Genomic DNA, 15,732 nt, shown 5'->3' with positions numbered 1-15,732 from the left:
AACGAGGAGGTTCCATGCACGTAGTACCCGATTTCAGCGTTTCGCCCACGCAGGCGCTGCTTGCGGGACCGGATGTGGATCTCGCACGGATAGACCCGCACTCGACACCGGGTTTCGACGGCAACAAGCAGGAGGGGAAGGCGCGTCTCGAAGCGGGCAAGAAGGGCTTGTCCGAACTGCAGGAGAAGCTGTTCGCGGAGAGCCGGTTCGGCAGTTCGATCTCCGTCCTGCTGATTCTGCAAGCCATGGACACGGCGGGCAAGGGCGGCATTGTCCGGCATGTGGTGGGGGCAGTGGACCCGCAGGGTGTGGAGCATCATGCCTTCAAGGCACCGACGCCCACTGAGAAGAAGCATGACTTCCTGTGGCGGATCCGGAAGGAGCTTCCCGGTCCGGGAATGATCGGCGTTTTCGACCGGTCACACTATGAGGATGTCCTGATTCATCGGGTGCGCCAGCTGGCAACGCCGGAGGTGATTGAGGCGCGGTATGACGAGATCCGGGATTTTGAGGCGGGCCTGGTGGATTCCGGAACGCGCGTCGTAAAAGTGATGCTGCACCTGAGCAAGGAAGAGCAGAAGGAACGTCTGGCGGAGCGGCTAGAGCGTAAGGACAAACATTGGAAGTACAACCCGGGGGATCTGGACGAGCGGGCGCTCTGGGATGAATACCAGCACGCGTACCAGGTTGCCATCGAACGGACGAGCACTCCGGATGCGCCCTGGTTTGTAGTGCCGGCTGACCGGAAGTGGTATGCCCGGATAGCGGTCCAGCAGTTGCTGACTGACGTGCTTGCCGGAATGCAGCTCAGTTGGCCGAAAGCGACTTTTGACGTTGCCGCAGAGAAAGCGAAGCTCGCCGCTACCTGATCAGCTTTCGGATGCGCCCGGTGCATCGGTCTGGTCGCGTGCCGCCGCGAGCCGTTTGCGTGCGCCCTCCAGCCATCGTTCGCAATGGTCTGCGAGGGCTTCGCCCCGTTCCCACAACGCAAGGGACTGTTCCAGGCTCACTCCGCCTGCCTCGAGCTGGCTGACCACCTTCACCAGCTGCTCACGGGCTTCTTCATAGCTCAGCTGGGAAACATCGGTTGCTGCTTCTGTCACCTTCGCCGGAGATTCGGTCATTTCTGGTCCTCGCTGGTGGGAGATTCGATGATGGGCTTCTTCGAAGTTTCGGAACGGGCGCTGATTCGTCCACCCGCCACCCTGATGGCGAGCAGGGAATCCAATGGTGCCTGATCGGGGGTCCGGACTACATCGCCCTCCTCGTTCTGCACCACTGCATAGCCCCGGTCCAGGGTGTTCTGCGGAGAGAGGGACCTCACGTGGGCGCGAAGGTGGGAAACCCGGTCTGCTTCTCGTGCTACTGCACCTTCAATTGCCATGGTGCTGCGGTCACGCAGCCGTACCAGGTCATCATGGCGGACGCTCACCATTCCGGACGGTTGGGCCAGCACAGGGCGGGAGCGCAGATGTGCCAGCCGCTCAGTCTCGCGGGACATCAGTTGGTCCACGCAGCGTGAAAGCTGCGCCCGTGCCTGCCGGATGCGCTGCAACTCCTCGCTGACGTCGGGGACAACGCGCTTAGCCGCATCCGTTGGCGTTGAGGCCCGAAGGTCCGCCACGTCATCCAGGAGCGGATGATCAGCCTCATGACCGATCGCGCTGACAATCGGCGTGGTGGCCGCTGAGACCGCCCGGACCAGATCCTCATTGCTGAAGGCCAGAAGATCCTCCAGCGAGCCGCCGCCGCGGGCAATGATGATGACATCGACCTCCGGCATATGGTCGAGTTCCAGCAACGCCGAACGAATCTGCGAGACGGCGTTGACGCCCTGCACAGCAACCTCGCGTATCTCAAACTCGACTGCAGGCCAGCGCAGGCGGGCATTCTTCAGCACGTCTTTCTCCGCATCGGAATCGCGTCCCGTGATGAGGCCGATCCGGTGGGGGAGCGCCGGGAGCGCACGTTTCCGATGCGACGCGAAAAGTCCTTCGGCCGAAAGAGCCTGGCGTAGCCGCTCTATTCGCGCAAGCAGGTCACCCAGACCGACCGGCCGAATGTCCCATGCCTGCATTGACAGGCGCCCTGTCTTCACCCAGAAGTCCGCTTTGAGTCTGGCTACCACCCGGGAGCCACGCTCCAGGGGCATGGTGAGCCGATCCAGAACTGTGCCCCAGACCGTGAGCGACAGCGAGATTTCAGCATCAACATCACGGAGGGTGACAAAGCACATGGAACCGCGCTTGTTGAGTTCAATAACCTGCCCTTCAACCCAGGCGGCGGGGGCGCGCTCGATATGGGCTTTCAGCTTCTCGGAGAGCACATGGAGCGGCCAGGGCTGATCAGCCGAGGTTTCCCCCGCCGTCTCGGGAAGGGTTGTCGGATCCGTGGACACGGAGGAGTCAGCTGTGACCACGGTGCCTACCGGCGCGCCGTCGTGGTTCATCAAATACCGCTTCCTTCCAATACAAGACCCGCCCTATCAGCCTGTCCGGCACTCGTCACCTGCCACCCTCGCGTCACACGGAGGGGACGAGCTGGTGCCGTGCCACTGGTTAATGTTTATCAGGTGCTCCTGACAACGGTTGAACCCGGACCGCAATGTGCAGGAAGAAAGTTTCCGCCCGCCGGTGCCGCCGCAACGACGGCCCCCGCGGGCGCAGGCATAATCGTAGGATCGTCAATCAAGGGAACGGGAGCTGATGAGAACAGCCGGATCGGCCTTCTTTGTCCTGTTTGCACTGATGCTTGGTGTGGTGGCCCTGCCCAGTGCCTGGCTCGCTTCCAATGTGGTGGCCGAAGACGGCTTCGTCCAGCTGACCGCGCCTCTTGCTGACGATGCAAAATTCACGGGTACGCTCGCAGGTGCGCTTGCGGAGGAAGCAACAGCCAGTGTCGAGCTGCCCCCGGGAGTGGCGAACGCGGTGGAGCCGGTGGTGCGGGACGTAGCGCAGGGCATTGCACAGTTGCCCGACTTCGATCGGGCCTGGCAGGACACCCTGCGGCGCTCACATGGCCTGACTTTCGGAGGGCAGGAGCAATTAGATGGTGACTCCGGTGGTCCCGCGGTGTTCACCCTCGACGTTGCACCGCTCGTAGGCCTGGTGACTGCCGAACTTGGCGGTCAATTCGGAGTCGATGTACCGGAACCCGAGCGAACTCTGGTAAATATCGGTGGCACAGACCCGTTTGATCTCGGGGAGAGGGCAGAAACTGCCGCCGACCTGTGGCCGGCACTTGCGATCGCGGCCGGCGTGGGAGCCGTTCTCGCCCTTGTACTGGCTCGTCGTCGAAGCACAACGCTCGCTCTCCTCGGACTCGGAATCCTGCTCACTGGTGGGGTGCTGTGGATCGCCTCCGGTTTGGTGCCCGGCCTGGCGAACCAGGTTGGGGATGAAAGTGCAGTGGCCGACGTCTTCAAGGCCGCGCTTGCCGAGCGCGCAGCATCCAGCTTCCAGGAATGGTGTCTCGCGGCGTTGGCAGCGGGGATCCTGCTGCTGGTCGCGGGCGTCGTGGGTCGGCTGCTCAGTGGGTCCCGCCGCTAGCACCGCACCTCCTACTTTTCTGCTCACTGAAGCGCTCGGCTCTGAGCGGACAGCACCCATGCCCCGCCGGGCGGAGATGTGCGGGCCGTTAGCATGGAGGTATGTCCTCCACAGCTGTATCGGTACCCATGCCCATGGTGCCCCGGAACCGGCGCTCGCCGGAAGAAGTCCACGCCGCTGCACCGGTTGCCGGCCAACGCAAGGTACTCCTGGCTGCGCCCCGCGGATACTGCGCGGGCGTTGACCGCGCCGTCATCGCCGTAGAGAAGGCACTGGCACACTACGGGCCGCCGGTGTATGTGCGGAAGCAGATCGTCCATAACCTTCACGTGGTGTCCACGCTGGAGGAGAAGGGCGCCATCTTCGTTGAGGAGAACGACGAGGTTCCGGAAGGAGCGCTCGTGGTGTTTTCTGCACACGGAGTCTCGCCCGCGGTGATCCGGTCAGCAGAAGAGCGCAACCTGCGGACCATCGACGCAACCTGTCCGTTGGTGACCAAGGTCCACCGTGAGGCAGTACGTTTCGCGCGGGATGACTTCGACATCCTTCTGATCGGTCACGATGGCCATGAAGAGGTTGAGGGAACCGCCGGCGAAGCCCCTGAACATATCCAGATAGTTAACGGACCTGAAGACGTGGACAAGGTGACGGTCCGCGACCCGAGCAAGGTGATCTGGCTCTCCCAGACCACGCTCAGCGTCGACGAGACCATGGAGACTGTGGCGCTGCTGAAGGAGCGGATTCCTACGCTGCAGGATCCTCCCAGCGACGACATCTGTTACGCCACGTCGAACCGGCAGGCGGCCATCAAGAAGATTGCGCCGGACGCGGATCTCGTCATTGTGGTTGGCTCGGCGAACTCCTCCAACTCCGTGCGGCTGGTCGAGGTAGCGCTTGAGTACGGAGCGAAGGCTTCACACCGCGTTGACTTCGCCAATGAAGTGGATGAGTCCTGGTTTGAAGGAGTGTCCACGGTCGGAGTCACCTCAGGCGCTTCCGTGCCCGAGAATCTGGTGCAGGACGTCCTGCGGCTGCTCGCCGATTATGGTTACGCGGACGTCGAAGAAGTGGTTACTGCAGAAGAGGACATCATCTTCTCGCTGCCGAAGGAAATACGGGCAGCGCTGAAGGCCATGGGAGATCCCTCGAGCGGGCTCGGCGGCCGGGGACAGCGACCCACTTCCTGACGCCTCTCCAGCAAGCCGTAAGTTACGCCGTTCGCTCTGCGGGTTCGTCCCCCGATTCTGTATCGATGAGTTCCTGCGCGCTCAACAGCCGGGGTGTGGTCTCCACCGGCTTGGTGGTCAGCTCTGAGGCGCTCGCGTCCGTCTCAAATGCGTTGATCCGGCGCGCGGTGGGAAGCACCCGGGATTCCAGTGTGCCGACAAACGAGTTGTACTTCTCGACCGAGCTCTTGAGCGAACTGCCCAGACGGGTGATGTGTGAACCCATGGTGCCCAGCCGTTCATACAGTTCCCGTGAGAGGTCATACAACTCCTTGGCATTTTCCGTGAGGACATCCTGACGCCAGCTGAACGCGACCCCCTTCAGAATCGCGAGCAGCGTCACGGGGGAGGCCAGCACCACATTCCGCGCGAAGGCGTAGTCCAGCAACGCCGGGTCCGTTTGGAGTGCGCTCGACAGCACCGACTCGAGCGGAATAAAGCACACCACCAGATCGGGGGAATTGTCGGTCCCCTCCCAGTACTTTTTCCGCGCCAGCGTATCCACGTGTGAGCGAACCGCCTTGACGTGCTGGGTCAGGAGTTCGCTGCGGCGCGATTCCTCCGCACCATTGCGCTCTTGGTTCTCTCCGCCCGGCTGTCCTTGGGCTTCCAGATAAGCGTCCAGCGGGACCTTTGAATCGACGACGATCTGCTTGTTCCCCGGCAACTGGATGACCATGTCGGGACGGACAAGGTTGGAGGATCCCTCCCGGGACGCGATGGTGAGGGTAGCCTGCTCGGAGAAATCCACACGGGCGAGCATGCCTGCGGCTTCCACAATCCGCCTCAGCTGCACTTCACCCCAATGCCCGCGGGCGGTGGTGCTGCGCAGCGCGGAAGCCAGCGAGTGGGTTGTGGACAACAGCTTCGAATCCGATAGCTGTGCCTCCTGCAGCTGCTGCGCGAGCTGACCAAACTGATGCGCACGCTCCCTTTCCAGGTGACCCACGTGCGCCTGCACTTGACCGAGCTTGTCCGCCAGCGGTGCAATGGCACGCAGAACCGACTGGTCCTGACCGGACTGTTCGAGAAGCTGCCGGTTCTGTGCGAGCAGGATCCGGTTCTCCGCTTCTGCCGCGGCACGGGCAGACACCGCCGTGCCAAGGCGGGTGCCGGCGTCGTCCATGTCATTGCGCAGCCCGGCAAGGACCGGGCGCAAGAGCACGACGGCGATACCCGCACCGAAGACCAGCCCCAGCACTGCGGTGAGAACTACGAGAAGAAGAGTGTTTCCGTCCATTTCTCTACCATGGCAGGTGCCTCCGACAATTCCGGGATAGGTCGGCTCCGCGGGGCTCCGCGCCGACGCCTCGTCCACGACGGTAGACTGTTTTCCCGTGGCTCTTACTATTGGCATCGTCGGACTGCCCAACGTCGGCAAATCAACCCTCTTCAACGCTCTCACCAGGAACAACGTCCTGGCCGCGAACTATCCGTTCGCAACGATCGAGCCGAACGTCGGAGTTGTCAGTCTTCCGGACCCGCGCCTGGGAAAGCTGGCCGAACTGTTCAGCTCTCAGCGCGTGCTGCCCGCAACGGTGTCCTTCGTGGACATCGCAGGCATCGTCAAGGGAGCCTCGGAAGGTGAAGGCCTCGGTAACCAGTTCCTCGCAAACATCCGCGAAGCTGAAGCCATTGCGCAGGTAGTGCGTGTCTTCGACGACCCGGACGTGGTGCATGTGGACGGCGCCGTGAACCCGGTGTCCGACATGGAGACCATCAACACCGAACTCATCCTCGCGGATCTTCAGACGCTGGAGAAGGCAATCCCGCGCGTTGAGAAGGAGGTGAAGATCAAGAAGCGCGAGGCTGCGCAGCTGACTGCAATGCAGGCGGCGCAGGGTGTCCTCGAACGCGGGGATACGATCTTCGCTTCGGTCGCAAGCGACAAGCTCGAGATGGAGCATCTGCGGGAGCTGAGCCTGCTCACGGCCAAACCGTTCATCTACGTGTTCAATGCCGATGACGCCGTTCTCGGCAGCACTGAGCGTCAGAACGAGCTGCGCGCCCTGGTCGAACCCGCTGACTGCATTTTCCTCGACGCCAAGCTCGAAGCCGATCTGGTCGAGCTGGATCCGGAGGAAGCGCGTGAAATGCTGGAGATGAACGGACAGGAAGAGTCCGGACTGGACCAGCTTGCCCGCGTTGGGTTCCACACCCTCGGGCTGCAGACCTATCTCACGGCCGGTCCCAAGGAAGCGCGTGCCTGGACCATCCGCAAGGGCGCGACTGCCCCGGAGGCGGCCGGAGTCATCCACTCAGACTTCCAGCGCGGATTCATCAAGGCCGAGGTGGTTTCCTTCAATGACCTGGTCTCGGCCGGTTCCATGGCCGAAGCCAAGTCTCGCGGCAAGGTCCGTATCGAAGGCAAGGAATACATCATGGTCGACGGCGATGTGGTGGAGTTCCGATTCAACGTTTGATGTCGGGAGGACCGGGGCCGGAAACCGGCACTGGTCCGCCCATTGTGTCGGTGGCCCTTTCCGAGCATCGGGAGACATCCCGCGTCCCATATCCTTAACTGGTGGTTACGCGACGTGAGGCAGCTCAGATCCTTGATATTCCGTTGGAGATGGCACACCGTCACGGAATCCCTGCCCGGCTCTCAGACGCTGAGTTGTCCGAGCTTTTGCACAATCCACCGGTCTGGCTCGTTCAGTCCAAGGAAAACCGGACGAGTAATCGAGCCGTCTGGGTCCACCTGACCTGTGCGGTCTGTGGTTTCTCGGAAGCCGCGCGGCCCAAGAAGTGGTGGCCGCCGTTCACTTACGTTTGTTGCGCCCACCATTCCCTCGATGAAATCCCACCGGTAATTCCGGGTCTGGTTCGCAGCGAGTACGACGGAATTGGCAGCCGGTTCGTCGGCATCGTCGATGTAGCGGTGCCTGTTCCCTGACCTCCCTTGCCCGGAAGTGATTCAGCCGGGACGTGGGCGCCTCCGATTCTGCTTGATCTCGGACCGCCCACGCTTGTCTTCCAGTCGGCGAAGTTGTGACCCTTGTGTACGTCGGGTTGGACGACGGATGGTCGTGGGAGCGACGGCCTCGCGGAGGAGCTCGGCCAGCCGTTTCCTTGCCGCCGTCCGATTGCGTCGCTGGGAACGGTGCTCAGCAGCGCTGATCGTGAGCACGGTGCCCGACAGCCGGGCGGCCAGTCGCGCGAGGGCGAGTTCGCGTTGTACCTCAGTTAGAGCTGTCGTAGTCCCGAGGTCGAGACTGAGTTGGACACGCGAGTCCGTAGTGTTGACGCCTTGGCCTCCTGGTCCAGACGCATGGGAGAACTGCTCGAGCAGTTCTCCAGCCGGCACTGTGAAGCCCTGAGGCGCGCCGGGACCCGGGAGTACGTGCAGGCTATCCACACCTGCAAGTCTGCCGTATTCGGAAGAGTTCAGCCCAGGCTGCGCATGGTATCGGTCGATGACTGTGCCGGGCTGCAACTGGAGCCGCACCGTTGCCATGCCGTGCCCTGATGGGAAAATTTGGTTGCATCTCGGTAACAACCATCAACACGCTTTGCTTTTGATACCAAGCAGTAATAAATACCCCTTAGGCTTTCTGCATGTGAGGCACGCCACTTTGAATCAAAGTGCGTGTCAGTCCTTTGTAAAACCATGAAGGACATCTTCCACAACATGAAACAAGGAGGCGGAATGCGTTTCGGACGTACTTCCAAAGCCGTAGGTGTAGCTGCGATAGCTGCACTTGCACTGAGCGCCTGCGCCGAAAGCGGCGGCGGCGAAGATCCCGGCACAGGCGGCGAGGGCGAAGCATCAGGCGGCGCCGTAACCGTTGCCGAGGTCAACCCTTTCACTTCGTTCAACTCTGACAGCGCCACTGGCAACGTCGACATCAACGGCAAGGTCAGCTACCTGACGCATCAGGACTTCTACTACGTGAATGACGCGCTCGAGGTCATCCGCAACGAAGAATTCGGCACCTATGAGGTGACGTCTGAGGATCCGCTCACCGTTGAGTACACGATCAATGAAGGTGTTGCCTGGTCAGATGGCGAGCCCGTCGATGCCGGCGACCTTCTGCTGTCCTGGGCCGTACAGTCGGGTCATTTCGATGATGAAAACCCGGAAGCTGAAACCGGAACCACCTACTTCGCCTACGCCGGTGCCACCGACGGACTCGGACTGACTGGTCTTCCTGAAATCAGCGAAGACGGTCGAACCATGACGCTCGAATACACCGAGCCGTACGCTGATTACGAAATTGCGTTCGGCATCCTCGACACCCCGGCGCACGTTGTTGCCACCGGTGGCGGACTGGCTGATGAGGACGCCCTGGTCGAACTGATTCAGACCGCTCCCGCAGGAGATCCTGAGAGCCCCGAGGATCGTCCCGAGCTGCAGGCGGTAGCTGAGTACTGGAACACAGCATTCGACACCACCACGCTGCCGTCTGATCCGGCACTCTACCTGTCGAACGGTCCATACATCGTTCAGGACATGACTCCTGACCAGTCCATGACGCTGGTCCGCAACGAGGACTACGCCTGGGGCCCCGAGCCCGCACTGGATGAAATCACCATCCGCTACATCGGTGATGCCAACGCCCAGGTCCAGGCTCTTCAGAACGGCGAGGTTGACATTGTTCAGCCGCAGGCCTCCGCTGACACCCTTGCCTCCCTCGAGGCAATCGACGGAATCCAGATCCTTGAGGGCGAAGAGCTTTCCTTCGACCACATCGACCTGAACTACTCCGGCGTGTTCGAGGATGAGAATGTTCGCCGTGCGTTCATGTACACCATCCCTCGTGATTCCATCGTCGAGTCGGTCATCGGCCCGCTGGATCCCGAAGCTGAGCCCCGCAACTCCCAGATCTTCGACATCGGAACGGAAGGCTACGACGCCGCTGTACCGGTCAACGGATCGCAGGAGTTCGCTGAGCCCAACATCGACATGGCCAAGGAACTGCTGGCAGGTGCAACCCCTGAGGTTCGCATCATGTACAACGCTGACAACCCGAACCGTGTTGACGCCTACACACTGATCGCGGAGAGCGCCGAGCAGGCTGGCTTCACCGTGGTTGACGGCGGGCTTCCCGGCAACGAATGGGGATCAGCCCTCGGCGGCGGAACCTATGACGCAACCATCTTCGGCTGGGTCAGCCCTGGCGTTGGAGTGAACGGTGTGCCCCAGCTGTACGGCTGTGACTCCGCCTCGAACTTCAACGGCTTCTGCGATGAAGAAGCACAGGCCGCCATGGATGAGCTGATTGTCACCATCGATCCGGCAGAGCAGCAGGAACTCCAGATCGTCGTTGATACCCGTCTCTTCGAGACCGGCTATGGTCTGCCCCTGTTCCAGTCCATCGGCATCAACGCCGCGGATGAGGCCGTACAGGGTCTGACCTTCAACCCGGGTCTGGTTGGAGTTTGGTGGAACTTCTGGGAGTGGTCGGTAGCCTAAACAGCTCCGCACCGCCCACGTTCACTAGCTAATCGAAAGCGCTGGGGTCGCACTACTGGCCCCAGCGCTTTCGGGTGCTCAGGCACTTCTGCAGTGATTGGCAAGTGCCAAATTTCGACTAAACGTAACGTGGATTACACTCAGTCCGACATGTCGGGCACAACCCGCTTCCTAAACCCCTGAGGCCAAAAAAGACTATGTTGACGTACATTGTCAGGCGGCTGATCGCCGCCGTACTCATTCTTTTTGGCGCTTCGTTCCTCGTGTACATCCTGACTGCATATTCAGGAGATCCACTCGCGGATCTGCGCCAAAGCAACGCCCCCAATCGTGAGCAGCTCATCCAGCAGCGAATCGATCTACTGGATCTCGATGTGCCGCCCATCCTGCGGTATTTCTCCTGGGTATCCGGCGCAGTTCGCTGCGTCGTCCCGTTCGCACTCACCTGCGATCTCGGCAACAGTGTGACCGGTATTGAGGTGACACAGCTCCTCGGTCGTGCAATGGGGCAGACCATCATGCTCGTCACTGCCGCCACCATCCTTGCCATTGTCATTGGCATCACGCTGGGCATCGTGACCGCGCTCCGGCAGTACAGCGGACTCGATTACGGTGTCACGTTCATGGCGTTCCTCTTCTTCTCGCTGCCGGTGTTCTGGGTTGCTGTTCTCCTGAAGGAGTTCGGGGCAATCGGATTCAACAACTTCCTGAGTGAACCGGACATCAGCTTCTTTGCCACAATGGTGTGCGGGCTGGTTGGCGCATTCCTCTTTTACCTGAGTACGTCAGGATCCCTGAAGCGCCGCCTTCTGTGGGCAGCGATCGGATTTGTCTTCGCCTTCGGCATTATCTGGTTCCTCGACCTCACCGGTTGGTTCCTCACGCCCGGCTTTGGACCGATTGTCGTGGCTCTCCTCTCGGTCGGCATCGCCTACGGCGTGACCCTGCTGACTGCCGGCCTGAAGAATCGCAAGGCCCTCTACAGCTCTCTGATCGTCGTCGCGATCGGAATTGTCGCGTACTTCGCGGTGCAGCCCCTGTTGGACCGTGCAACGCTCCTGATGGTGGTTCTGCTCGGTGTTGCCACCGTCCTGGTCGGCCTCGTCGTCGGATACTTCATGGGCGGTTACGACAAGCGTCAGAACATGACAGCAGCGGGGCTCACCGCGTTCCTGATGGGGTTCCTGATCCTGCTGGACCGCTTCATGCAGGCGTGGCCCTCCTACTTCAACAACAACCGGGTCAACGGCCGTCCAATCGCGACAATCGGTGCCTCCACCCCCAACCTCGAAGGAGACTTCTGGGTGCGGGGACTGGACACGTATACGCACCTGCTGCTTCCCACGATTGCCCTGATGTTGATCTCCCTTGCGGGTTACAGCCGCTATTCACGGGCGTCGATGCTGGAAATCATGAATCAGGACTACATTCGTACCGCAAGGGCGAAGGGCCTGGGGGAACGCACGGTCGTGATGCGTCACGCATTCCGCAATGCGCTCATTCCGCTGGCCACGCTCGTTGCCTTCGACATTGGTGCGCTCATCGGCGGCGCCATCATCACCGAGCAGGTGTTCGCCTTCAGCGGCATGGGCCAACTGTTCGTTCAGGCACTAGGACGGCAGGACCTCAATCCGGTCATGGGAGTCTTCCTGATCACGGGCATTGTTGCCCTGGTCTTCAACCTGGTGGCCGACCTCGTCTACTCCGTTCTTGACCCGCGAGTGAGGGTGAAAGCATGAGCACTGCAGCACAAGAATCAAAGCGATCGAAGCAGCCTGAGGCGAGAGGCCTCAGTCAGGGCCAACTGGTCCGCAAGCGTTTCTTCGGCCACACTGCCGCTGTGGTCAGCATGGTCATTTTTGCGGGCGTCGTCATCATGGCGTTTACCTCAGTGGGCTATGCCGGAATTCCCGGCTGGTGGAAGTGGGACTACGTGGAAACACCGCCACTTGCCAATCCCACGGGTGCACCCACCTGGACACTGCCGTTCAATTTTGGTGACCATCCCTTTGGGCAGGACCGCGTGGGGCGCGATCTCTTCGCCATGACCATGCGCGGTGCGCAGCTGTCCCTGATTGTGATGTTCCTGATTGGACTCGTGGGCGGCATCATCGGCGTCGTTATTGGTGGTGTGTCCGGATACTTCCGCGGCTGGGTGGAAACGCTGCTGATGCGTCTCACTGACGTCATCATCATCATCCCGCTGGTGATCATCGCAGCGGTGCTGGGCACGTTCGGCAACTCCATTTCTGGGCCGGGCACCTTCTTCGGGGCGATCTTCGGCGGCAGCGCCGGCGTGATCCTACTGGGAGTCTTCGTCGGATTCATCATCTGGACCGGCCTCGCGCGTTTGGTCCGCGGTGAATTCCTCAGCCTTCGCGAACGGGAGTTCGTCGATGCAGCCCGCATCGCAGGCGCTTCCAACTCGCGGATCATCTTCAAGCACATCGTGCCGAATGCCGTGGGCGTGATCATCGTTAACACCACGCTGGTCATGGCGTCCGCGATCCTGCTGGAGACGGCGCTGTCCTTCCTCGGACTCGGCGTCCAGGCTCCTGATATCTCGTTGGGTAGCCTCATCAGTGCCAATCAGGCGGCGTTCAGCACCCGCCCGTGGCTCTTCTGGTGGCCGGGTCTGTTCATTGTGATCATCTGCCTGTCGATCAACTTCATCGGTGACGGGCTGCGAGATGCCTTCGACCCCCGGCAGAAGAAGTTCAACGCCAAGAAGGCTGCAGAACCTAAGAAGCCGGCCTGATGAACCGCATACTCTTTGGTGCCCGGCTCAGCGCCGGTCGCGCCGGTCTGCTGTCACTGCAGGGCGAAGGTAATGACGCTCAGCAGCAGCAGGCCGGCGATCACGCCAAGCGGTTGCCAGTTGATGCGGCGCTCCACCCGCGCTGCCTCGGTAGCGTCAACGTCGATCAGACCGCTGTCCACACGCCGTTCCCACTCGGATCGGACCAGCAGGGCAGCAAGGCCGGAATCGGTGTTGCTGAGGTCCCCGGGGCGAACGCTTCCACCCGCTCCGTAGCTGGTGCCCGGAAGGTTCTGCATGTGCTCCGGCTTGCCCGCGTGGGTTCCGCGAACTCCGGGAGCAGGCGCAGCCCAGGCGCTGTAGCTGCCGCTCGGCGTGACGAGCTTCAGTGCGTACTTGGTGTCGACGTGGATGAGGCCGGCCCACGGAACATCAACGGTCTGGACCGGGTTGCGCAGTTGAACGCCGGTAGGCCCGACAACCACCGCCGGAAACCAGAACAACCACCATGCCACGGCCGCTACCGCGAGCAGCGGCGCGGCAGTAGCGAGCGCCTGCAGTCCGGACGTCACAACGGAGGCGATCAGACCCATCGCGACGACGGCGCCCGCAATCGCGAGTATCCAGCGGCTGCTGCGGGGGCGGAAGACAGTGGTCTGGATCGGACCGGTAGGCGAGTTCATCCCCCCATATTTCCAACATTTAGTGTCAGCGCAGTAATCAGCGGGAAAACAGCCCGCCCAAAAGCGCCGTACGCACGGTCACACAGTGGAAGGACAGCACTATGACCCACGACATCATTGACGGCAACGGGAGCAATGATCCAACGGAATCCGCTCGCGGACCGGTGCTCGAAGTTCGAAACCTCAGCGTCGACTTCGGGGTGGAGAAGGAATGGGTCCCGGCGGCCATTGACCTGAGCTACTACGTGAACGCAGGTGAAGTGCTTGCGATCGTCGGGGAGTCCGGGTCAGGCAAAAGCGCAAGCTCGATGGCGCTTCTCGGGCTCCTGCCCAGCAACAGCCGTGTCACCGGAGAGGTGATACTGAACGGCAGGTCAATCCTCAATCTTTCCCCGGGGAAGATGAGGGAGGTGCGCGGCAATGACGTCGCGGTCATCTTCCAGGAGCCGATGACGGCGCTGAACCCCGTGTACACGGTCGGGTTCCAGATCGTCGAGACTCTGCGTCTGCACAACGCAATCTCGCCCGATGAGGCGAGGGAGCGCGCCCTCAAACTGCTGGACATGGTGGAGCTTCCTGATCCCGAGAAAGCCTTCCGTTCCTACCCCCACCAGCTCTCCGGGGGACAGCGGCAGCGCGCCATGATCGCCCAGTCACTCTCGTGTGATCCCAAGCTCCTCATCGCAGATGAGCCCACCACCGCACTCGACGTGACAGTCCAGGCCGAAATCCTCGACCTGATGCGCAACCTGCGCAACAAGCTCGACAGCGCCATCGTGCTCATCACCCACGACATGGGAGTTGTCGCGGACCTCGCAGACCGCATCGCCGTCATGCGTCAGGGCGTCATTGTGGAATCAGGCACGGCAGAGAAGATTTTCAGCCGGCCCGAACATCCCTACACCCAGGATCTGCTCGCAGCTGTACCACACCTGGGCCAGGGAGCAGAGGGCGGCGGTGACGACGTCGACATCACCGCGGCCCTTGCAGCAGCAACCAAATCGGAGCTGGCCGGCGTAGACGCTGAAGAGCTTCAGCGCCGGGAGCGGGTTGTCCTCCAGGGTCTGGAGAAGGAAGTTCAGGCAGAGCGGGAGAGCAGGGGAGAAGCAGTACTCGACCTGGTGAATGTGGCCATCGAGTACCCCAAGCAGGGCCGGGTTCCGGCCTTCCGTGCGGTTGAGAACGCAACCTTGAGCATCCGTCCAGGCGAAGTCATGGGATTGGTGGGGGAGTCCGGATCGGGCAAGACCACCATCGGGCGCGCAGCGGTCGGGCTCCTTCCCGTTGCCGAAGGAGCGCTCAAGGTCGTGGGTACTGACATCTCCGGTCTCAAGCCCACCTCCCGGGAACTCGGCGCAGTTCGGCGCAGCGTCGGCATGGTGTTCCAGGATCCGTCCTCGTCACTGAACCCCCGGCTGCCCATCGGTGAAAGCATCGGCGAACCGATGTTCCTCGCCGGAGAAGCCAAGGGCTCCGCCTTGCAGAAGCGCATCGAGACACTGCTCGACCAGGTGGAGCTTCCGCGTGCCTACCGGAACCGCTACCCGCACGAGCTCTCAGGTGGGCAGAAGCAGCGCGTCGGCATCGCGCGCGCGCTGTCGCTGAAGCCCAAGCTCATGGTTGCTGACGAGCCCACGTCCGCGCTGGACGTGTCCGTCCAGGCCAAGGTGCTAGAGCTGTTCCAGAACCTTCAGAAGGAAATGGGTTTTGCCTGCCTGTTCGTCACCCATGACCTCGCGGTGGTGGACGTTCTTGCCGACCACATCTGCGTGATGCGGCGCGGCAGGATCGTCGAGCAGGGTACCCGCGACCAGATTCTGCGCAACCCCCAGGATCCCTACACGCAGCGGCTCCTTGCGGCTGTGCCGCTGCCGGATCCGGAGAAGCAGCGCGAGCGACGTGAGCTGCGCGCGCAGCTCCTGGCCGCAGCCGAGTAGCCAGCTTCCACGAACGACGACGGCGCCCGCTGCGGTGGGTGCCGTCGTCGTCGTTTAATGTGCCCGTTAGGCCATCTTTTGCCTAGCGCTTAGACTGGTAGTAGTGCGCGCTGTGCTGCCCGCTTCCATTTTCCCCCGGCACCTCCGCAATCCCGACGAAATCC

The 15,732-nt window shown here is 61.7% G+C and carries 14 protein-coding genes; 9 read left to right on the top strand and 5 right to left on the bottom strand.

What is annotated here, in order from left to right:
- The first annotated feature begins 14 nt into the window (after positions 1-14).
- Positions 15-869 (top strand): polyphosphate kinase 2 family protein, encoded by an 855-nt coding sequence (locus tag ABFX19_RS00640; RefSeq protein WP_277357670.1) that lies wholly within the window; start codon positions 15-17, stop codon positions 867-869.
- On the opposite strand, the gene ABFX19_RS00635 is transcribed toward ABFX19_RS00640, so the two are convergent.
- Together ABFX19_RS00635 and xseA are read right to left on the bottom strand one after the other, a co-directional pair.
- Complete coding sequence (locus tag ABFX19_RS00635) at positions 870-1,124, bottom strand: exodeoxyribonuclease VII small subunit (protein ID WP_346027137.1); 255 nt, start codon at positions 1,122-1,124, stop codon at positions 870-872.
- Positions 1,121-2,449, bottom strand: coding sequence for an exodeoxyribonuclease VII large subunit (gene xseA, locus ABFX19_RS00630; RefSeq protein ID WP_277357669.1), 1,329 nt, complete (start codon positions 2,447-2,449; stop codon positions 1,121-1,123). Before xseA ends, ABFX19_RS00635 begins: the two co-directional genes overlap by 4 nt.
- Positions 2,450-2,705: 256 nt before the next feature.
- Here xseA and ABFX19_RS00625 point away from each other — a divergent pair, with 256 nt between their 5' ends.
- Both ABFX19_RS00625 and ABFX19_RS00620 read left to right on the top strand, forming a co-directional pair.
- Positions 2,706-3,548, top strand: coding sequence for a hypothetical protein (locus ABFX19_RS00625; protein ID WP_346027136.1), 843 nt, complete (start codon positions 2,706-2,708; stop codon positions 3,546-3,548).
- 101 nt (positions 3,549-3,649) lie between these two features.
- Entirely contained in the window at positions 3,650-4,735 is a 1,086-nt protein-coding gene (locus ABFX19_RS00620) for a 4-hydroxy-3-methylbut-2-enyl diphosphate reductase (RefSeq protein ID WP_346027135.1), read from the top strand.
- 22 nt (positions 4,736-4,757) lie between these two features.
- Here the strand turns inward: ABFX19_RS00620 and ABFX19_RS00615 are convergent, their stop codons facing one another.
- Positions 4,758-6,014 carry a DNA recombination protein RmuC gene (locus tag ABFX19_RS00615; RefSeq protein WP_346027134.1) on the bottom strand — a complete coding sequence of 419 codons (1,257 nt, stop codon included), beginning with the start codon at positions 6,012-6,014 and terminating at the stop codon, positions 4,758-4,760.
- 97 nt (positions 6,015-6,111) lie between these two features.
- Between ABFX19_RS00615 and ychF the strand changes: the two genes are divergently transcribed.
- On the top strand, positions 6,112-7,197 hold the full coding sequence (gene ychF / locus ABFX19_RS00610) for a redox-regulated ATPase YchF (RefSeq protein ID WP_277357666.1): 1,086 nt from the start codon (positions 6,112-6,114) through the stop codon (positions 7,195-7,197).
- A gap of 101 nt (positions 7,198-7,298) precedes the next feature.
- Positions 7,299-7,670: a hypothetical protein gene (locus ABFX19_RS00605; protein ID WP_346027133.1), complete on the top strand. Its 372-nt coding sequence runs from the start codon at positions 7,299-7,301 to the stop codon at positions 7,668-7,670.
- A gap of 21 nt (positions 7,671-7,691) precedes the next feature.
- Here the strand turns inward: ABFX19_RS00605 and arfB are convergent, their stop codons facing one another.
- Positions 7,692-8,132: an alternative ribosome rescue aminoacyl-tRNA hydrolase ArfB gene (gene arfB, locus ABFX19_RS00600; RefSeq protein WP_346027132.1), complete on the bottom strand. Its 441-nt coding sequence runs from the start codon at positions 8,130-8,132 to the stop codon at positions 7,692-7,694.
- Positions 8,133-8,423: 291 nt separating this feature from the next.
- Here arfB and ABFX19_RS00595 point away from each other — a divergent pair, with 291 nt between their 5' ends.
- The 3 genes from ABFX19_RS00595 to ABFX19_RS00585 all read left to right on the top strand — a co-directional run bounded on the left by ABFX19_RS00595 (position 8,424) and on the right by ABFX19_RS00585 (position 12,948).
- Positions 8,424-10,190 carry an ABC transporter family substrate-binding protein gene (locus ABFX19_RS00595; protein WP_277357663.1) on the top strand — a complete coding sequence of 589 codons (1,767 nt, stop codon included), beginning with the start codon at positions 8,424-8,426 and terminating at the stop codon, positions 10,188-10,190.
- 197 nt (positions 10,191-10,387) lie between these two features.
- The gene (locus ABFX19_RS00590) at positions 10,388-11,929 is read left to right on the top strand and encodes an ABC transporter permease (protein ID WP_277357662.1); all 1,542 of its coding nucleotides are present in this window, start codon (positions 10,388-10,390) and stop codon (positions 11,927-11,929) included.
- Positions 11,926-12,948 (top strand): ABC transporter permease, encoded by a 1,023-nt coding sequence (locus tag ABFX19_RS00585; protein WP_056544313.1) that lies wholly within the window; start codon positions 11,926-11,928, stop codon positions 12,946-12,948. Before ABFX19_RS00590 ends, ABFX19_RS00585 begins: the two co-directional genes overlap by 4 nt.
- A gap of 53 nt (positions 12,949-13,001) precedes the next feature.
- Here the strand turns inward: ABFX19_RS00585 and ABFX19_RS00580 are convergent, their stop codons facing one another.
- A complete protein-coding gene (locus tag ABFX19_RS00580) occupies positions 13,002-13,631 on the bottom strand; it encodes a PH domain-containing protein (RefSeq protein WP_346027131.1) in 630 nt (209 codons plus the stop codon).
- Between the two features lie 101 nt (positions 13,632-13,732).
- Between ABFX19_RS00580 and ABFX19_RS00575 the strand changes: the two genes are divergently transcribed.
- On the top strand, positions 13,733-15,568 hold the full coding sequence (locus ABFX19_RS00575) for an ABC transporter ATP-binding protein (protein ID WP_277357660.1): 1,836 nt from the start codon (positions 13,733-13,735) through the stop codon (positions 15,566-15,568).
- Positions 15,569-15,732: the final 164 nt, after the last annotated feature.

Origin of the sequence: Arthrobacter parietis (genome assembly GCF_039530425.1) — a bacterium.
Lineage (GTDB): Bacteria > Actinomycetota > Actinomycetes > Actinomycetales > Micrococcaceae > Arthrobacter_D > Arthrobacter_D parietis.
This window is presented reverse-complemented; position numbering and strand designations above follow the sequence as displayed.